Annotated in this window: 4 protein-coding genes; 1 reads left to right on the top strand and 3 read right to left on the bottom strand. The window is 47.6% G+C overall.

What is annotated here, in order from left to right:
• The 3 genes from ACTIE6_RS15555 to ACTIE6_RS15565 form a co-directional block, all read right to left on the bottom strand.
• Positions 1-551 (bottom strand): N-acetylmuramoyl-L-alanine amidase-like domain-containing protein (locus ACTIE6_RS15555; protein ID WP_439557511.1); only part of this gene is annotated, 551 nt, incomplete at its 3' end.
• A gap of 76 nt (positions 552-627) precedes the next feature.
• The gene (locus ACTIE6_RS15560) at positions 628-2625 is read right to left on the bottom strand and encodes a site-specific recombinase (protein WP_439557512.1); all 1998 of its coding nucleotides are present in this window, start codon (positions 2623-2625) and stop codon (positions 628-630) included.
• 57 nt (positions 2626-2682) lie between these two features.
• The gene (locus ACTIE6_RS15565) at positions 2683-4431 is read right to left on the bottom strand and encodes an alpha-amylase family protein (RefSeq protein WP_439557513.1); all 1749 of its coding nucleotides are present in this window, start codon (positions 4429-4431) and stop codon (positions 2683-2685) included.
• 388 nt (positions 4432-4819) lie between these two features.
• Between ACTIE6_RS15565 and ACTIE6_RS15570 the strand changes: the two genes are divergently transcribed.
• The coding region (locus ACTIE6_RS15570; RefSeq protein WP_439557514.1) for a tetratricopeptide repeat protein at positions 4820-5947 on the top strand (1128 nt) is incomplete at its 3' end.

The raw sequence follows: 5947 nt of genomic DNA on the forward strand, positions 1-5947 counted from the left end.
GTAATGATGATTTTCTCCTGTTCCCGTATTTTTTCCCAAACCTCGCTCTCGGCCATTGCCTGGTACAGATTGGCGTGGTTGGTCATGAAGTTGATCTCTTTTTTGAACGGTACCCCGCCTACTTTTTCGGTAATATTGACAAGCCGGCCGCGTTTTTCGTTTTCGTACATCCAGTCGAGTATGTAATGCAGGCGGGATGGATAGCCGTCAATGTCGCCATCCCGGTAGCGCAGTTTGGTAAGCTCATTTTTGTAAGCTTCAAAGCTTGCGTTTTCAGACTTCGCCACTGCCAGGGCTATGACGCTTTCTACTAACGTGGTGCAATCCAGTCCGTCGAATTTGCAAACGAGTTTTTCTGTCGGATTACCTTCCAGTGTACCAGCTACATAGGGTGTTCCGAGGAAGGATTCACTAATGCGGAGTACCTGTGTACCAATGTCCCTGCTTTCAGGTAAATCCATTTTTTGTCCAAAAACTTTTTGCAGGTTCGATTGCGACTGGGCCGCGCATGAAACTGAAATGAGAATGGATAAAGCAACTATTTTAAACATGATGGATTTTCTTTATCAGTAGGTGATTTAAGCCGGCAATTACGTAAAAATAGTGATCAAAGGCCTATTTGCAATGCTAAGTCTGTCTGTGCGGGACTGCTTCCTGAATTTCCTCCCGCTCTTCCATTTTGCTTTTGACGGGAAAAAAGAACGCGAGCCCATGATGGAAAAACTGCCACGCCAGGTTGGCAATAAGGTTCTTTACCTCGGCTGTTTTTGCATTCCTGGATTTAAGTGCAAATGCAATGGACAAGCCAAAGCTGACAATCACGTTCATCACACCAATACCGGCGATTCCGATAATGGAATTGAAGATCAGTTCTGTTGAAACGTGGTTTTCCAATCCCGATACGGCCAGTCCGAAGTTACCTGCGGCGAAGGTAATGTGCCGGATATCCAGCGGCAGACCAAACGTAAATCCGATTGCGGCCGTGGAGCCCAGACACACACCGAGAAAGAAGTTACCTGCCAGACCACCGAAGTTCCGCTCGAAATAGTGCGCTACACGATTAAGCCGCTCCTGTCCGAGCAGCTTGTTCAGTCTGCGGTGTTTCTGGATCCGCAAAGTGTATTTGTTATAGATCCATTTGTTTTCATAATACCCCGAAACAAGACCTGAAAGCATCAGGTACACGCCTGCAAGCGCGGCGTGCGGCAGGGCGAGGCTTTCCCATATATTCAGTTCGGCGATCAGCCGGATCGACTTGGCAGGATCGGCGATGTGGTACTCCATGGTGCGGTAATACAGCTGGTCAATTCCGTATGCTACCGGAAATGCGATCGACGCATTGCCGACCAGTGAAATAAACTGACTCCGGATCAATCTGATCAGCAGCTGTGTGGTGGTGTGCAGCCAGTTGACATTCTCTCCATTATTGCTAAGGTTGGCCGCGATGGTGGAGGCTGTCATGGCAGGCTGCTTAGTAGCGATTGTAAAGCCCAGAATGTGGATCAGCATAAAGCCCAATGAATAGTTGAGGCTGTAAAAAAATGCCTCCCAGAAAATGGGCAGATGCTGAAAGTAGAGCCGCGTTTTGTTGGCACACAGAAATGCAACAATCACACCGCCGCCCAGCGCTTTTCCAAACAATTTCCAGTAGGCTGATTGGTCCGAAGCAATATAGTGCTCGCCCGTTTTGGAAGTGTTTTCGATGACCTTGAATGTGAGCAGCTGCAAGTTGGTCGAAAAGTGCTTACGCAGACTGTAACGCGTATTTTCTGCATAAACAAACTCTTTCAGCAAGCCTGCTATTACCAGCCAACGTTGTTCGTCGTCGGAGGTCTGAATGATTTCCAGCAGCTGTGTAAGCCTTTTCAGATATTGTTCGATCTGGCGTACGAGGTAAGTCAGTTGCAGACTTATTCCAAAAAGGTCTTTGTGCTTGTATATATAGCTGATCTGCTCTTTGCATTGGCTGATCATCACCAGGATGTGCTTGTAATCGTTTTCGCGGACTGCGCCCCGGTAACTGGCAGAATTGAGCGTGTTTTCAACAAAAAGGATTACCTCCCGGTTAAGTCCCAGGAAAGGCGAGTCCAGATCGTCCACCCTCGGAATTTTGGAAACAACCTCCGGGTCAACGCCTAGTGTAGCGGCGCGCTGTGCCAGGATCAGCACCGAGTTGAGTACCTCCTTTTCCATGTGGCCGCCGGCAGTAAAATCCTGATCCGTGAACACGAGCTGCAGGAAGCCGCTCCATTCCTGGTCAGAAATAGCGCGCACCCATTGATAGTCTTTTGTATAGCAGAAAAACTGGTCGAAATGCGTCCTCAGCTCGTTCGGTTCTTCTACTGGTGGCAGAAATTTAAAACTTAGCCTCGCCGATGCATCGGAGAAAAAACCTTTATTAGCCCCGATCTCGGATTCAGTCAGCAATGATACGAACTTGGTCGATAAAAGCACGGACATGATCTCGCCTGCAATCAATGATCTTTCATCTTCATCTGAGAACAGGCTGGAAAGGCTGTCAATAAATGCATATTTGCCCCGGCGGTTTGCCTTCCACCGGTTTCGCGCCTTTTCGAGGAACCTGCTGACGTATCCCGATTTGTTTTGTATTAAATCTGTCCTCATATTCAGAAATTAGCGGCTTGTAACAAAATCCTCACGCACAGGCTGCACCGCCTTATTTCAGATAACCTGCTTCTTCACGATCTCATATACAAAAACCGATGCCGGAGGAAGCTCCACATGCACGCCGGTGGAAGTAATATCGCCGGTTTGTAAATGCACCTGTGAGCTGAATGTGGGAAAAACAGGTTTCAGCTTGTACAAGCCGGTATTTTCGAGTTTAAGCACCTGGCTCCACGCATCCTGCGGAATGCGTACGTTCGTCTCAATGGCTTTTTCGCGGTTAAAGTTGCAGATAAACAACAGCTGCTGGTTTTCTGTGTGCCGCAAATAGCTGTAAACAAACTTCTTATCATAGTTAAAACTCTGTCCGTCAATATTCACATACTGCAAATCGTAAAATTCGCCCGCATAAACGGCCTCGTTTTCAAGTACAAAATGATTAAGGCTTTCATAAAACTCGCGGAGCCGCTTCTGTTCATTACTCAGCAGGTCGGTATTAAATTTCCCGCTATTTACCCAAAGCTGAAATTCGGTTACACCCCAATAATCAAAAATGGTAGTACGGCCATCTTCTCCCTGAAATCCTTCCGCCAAAGTAGGATTGACGCCCAGCTCCTGACCAAAGTAGATCATCATTGGGCCGGTATGCAATGTGGCGCTGAGCACCATTGCCGGTACTGCCAGCCAGGGATCGCCTGCAAAGTAGCGCGAGGCAATGCGTTGCTCATCGTGGTTTTCAAGAAAGCGCAACATGTTGGGCGCAATGTCGCCTGACTCCTGTTGCCAGAGCCTGGTAATATCCTCGGCAGTTCCGTGCCCCTCGATCAGCCTCCGCAGCGAATTATAAAGTCCGACTTTATCGTACAGATAGTCAAATCGGCCTATGTTGATATAATTGTGGTACTCAGCCGGGTTATATATCTCGGCAATAAAAATAACCTCCGATTTCACCTTCTTGATTTCAGGGATCACCCACGACCAGAATGCAACAGGTACCATCTCCGCCATATCACATCTGAAACCGTCGACGCCTTTTAATGTCCAGTATTTAAGGATATCGTACATTTTGAGCCAGGTGGACGGGATCGGGTCAAAATGTGTCGTGTGTTCATCGAGGTAGTCTACACCATAATTCAGCTTGATCGTTTCGTACCAGTCGTATTGACTTGGCTGCGCTGCGAAAACATCGTTTCCGGTAGCTTTCGCGGGTCTTTCGTAATAAGGGGCTTCCAGTTGTACCGGAGGTTTATGCCCCTCGGGAACGATAAAATCCTGATTGGGTATGTAGTAAAAATTGTTTGTAGGGCTGAATGCGACTGTATTGTCATCATCTTCCCCAAAATCCCGCACATTTTCAGGACGCATATCCGAGCAGTATTGACGCGCCACGTGATTGGGGACAAAGTCAATAATTGCTTTCAGGTTATTGGCGTGGGTACGGCTGATCAATGCTTCAAATTCCTGCATGCGGCTGTTTACATCCACAGCAAGATCCGGATCTACATCGTAATAATCTTTGACTGCATAAGGCGAGCCGGCAATGCCTTTCACGATCAGCGGGTGGTCAGGTTTGATCCCGAATGCCGAGTAGTCGGTGAGCGTGGCGTGTTCCAGGACACCGGTGTACCACACGTGCGTTGCGCCAAACTCTTTCAATGCCTGTAAAGCCGCGTCGGAGATATCGTTGAATTTCCCGGAGCCGTTTTCTGCCAGTGTTCCGTAAAATTTGTTCGTGGTGTTTTGGTTTCCGAAAAGGCGCGTGAAAATCTGGTATATAACTAATTTATGCTGGTTTTCTAATGGCATGGTTTGGGTAAACTTTGATGATGAACAGGAATGAAAGAACTGCTAACGCTTTCGTTTTCAGTAGTAATACGAGCGCCATTTTGTAGCTGACACAGAAGAATGGCGGTTTTTACTGTTGCGCAAGATATTAATTTTGAATGTACGCCGCCTATTCGGGACAGCCTTTTTGAAACCGCGTAATGATTTGTAAATGGTACGCGTTCAGGTTTACAAATCCGGTTATTTTACTATTTCATTAAAAAATAAAATTATAGCTGGTTTTTGCTGGCGGGGGCAAGCCGATTATTGTAATTCTCCGCGATTACTCGTAGGTTAGAGGCTTTTGAGCCAGTTTTATTTGACTGTGGTACAGAAAATCTACTTACTCTTTTGCGCTGGTATTTTGCTGATGCTGACTGTCTTAGGTCCTGGCAATGCTACTGCACAGGATTTTGGAGAGTGCCAGCGGCTGGTCAAAGATCTCCTGCCTGTTTTTAACCGCTCATTTGAAGAAAACAATCCCACGTTATTAAGGGAAGAATCCTATCAGCGGGGTATCCGCAATCTGCAATCTGCCTACGCACTCTACCATAAAGAAGCATTTGATCCCGCTGATTCTGTACAGCGGATGAACAATGAGGCGGTGATCCTGGCGCTGCTTGGCAACTCACAGAAGGCACTGCACATCATGGAAGAGCTCGATCTCAGTAAGCAGGATGCGCATTTGAGATATAACAGGGGGCTGTTTGCATTGCTTTCGGGTAAATACAATGCAGCAAGAAACGATTTTGCAGAAGCGCCCGGCGGCTCGCAGGCCAATTTGAATACGGTAGTTTCATTTGGTAAACAAAAGCAATACGGTCAGGCAATCGACTTTGCAGCCGGCAACTCTGCCAAAAGCAGCGGCGGTAAGTGGAACTATAACCTGGGTATGGCCTATAAATACACCGGGAGGACAGAAGAAGCGATCGATGAAGTAACTACGGCGATCCGGCAGAAGGATGAAATGGCTTACAGGTTGCAGCGCGGCGATATGCTCATGCGCACCGGCAATGAAAAAAGAGCAGTGAAGGATTTTGAAAGGGTAGCCAGGAAGCATCCGAAAGCACAGATACGTTACGCCAATGCACTATTGTCGCTCGGCCAGTTCGGCGCAGCGAAGGCAGTTTTTGCCACTTATCTGGAAACCGACGACCGCACTTTCCGGGGCGATGCATACCTCGGAATGGCGCATTCCAATTATGGTTTGAAGTTGATCAGTGAGGCGCAACGCTACTACAAGCTTGCTTCCACATTGAAGTGGGAAACGCCCGCGCTGCAATCCGGTATCGCCAACACGCATCTTTCTAAACGCGAGTACCAGACTGCATTTACGTTGTTTGACCGGGTTATCAAAAAGGATTCAACCTACATGCCCGCTTACCTGGGCCGGGCTGTGGCTTATTATGGCCAGAAAAAATATGACCTGGCGCTGAAAGATTTTAAGAAGGCAGAAAAGGCAATGGACGAAAACAACCGCTTTTTTGCAGACCTATTT

Source organism: Dyadobacter sp. (genome assembly GCF_051859145.1).
GTDB lineage: Bacteria > Bacteroidota > Bacteroidia > Cytophagales > Spirosomataceae > Dyadobacter.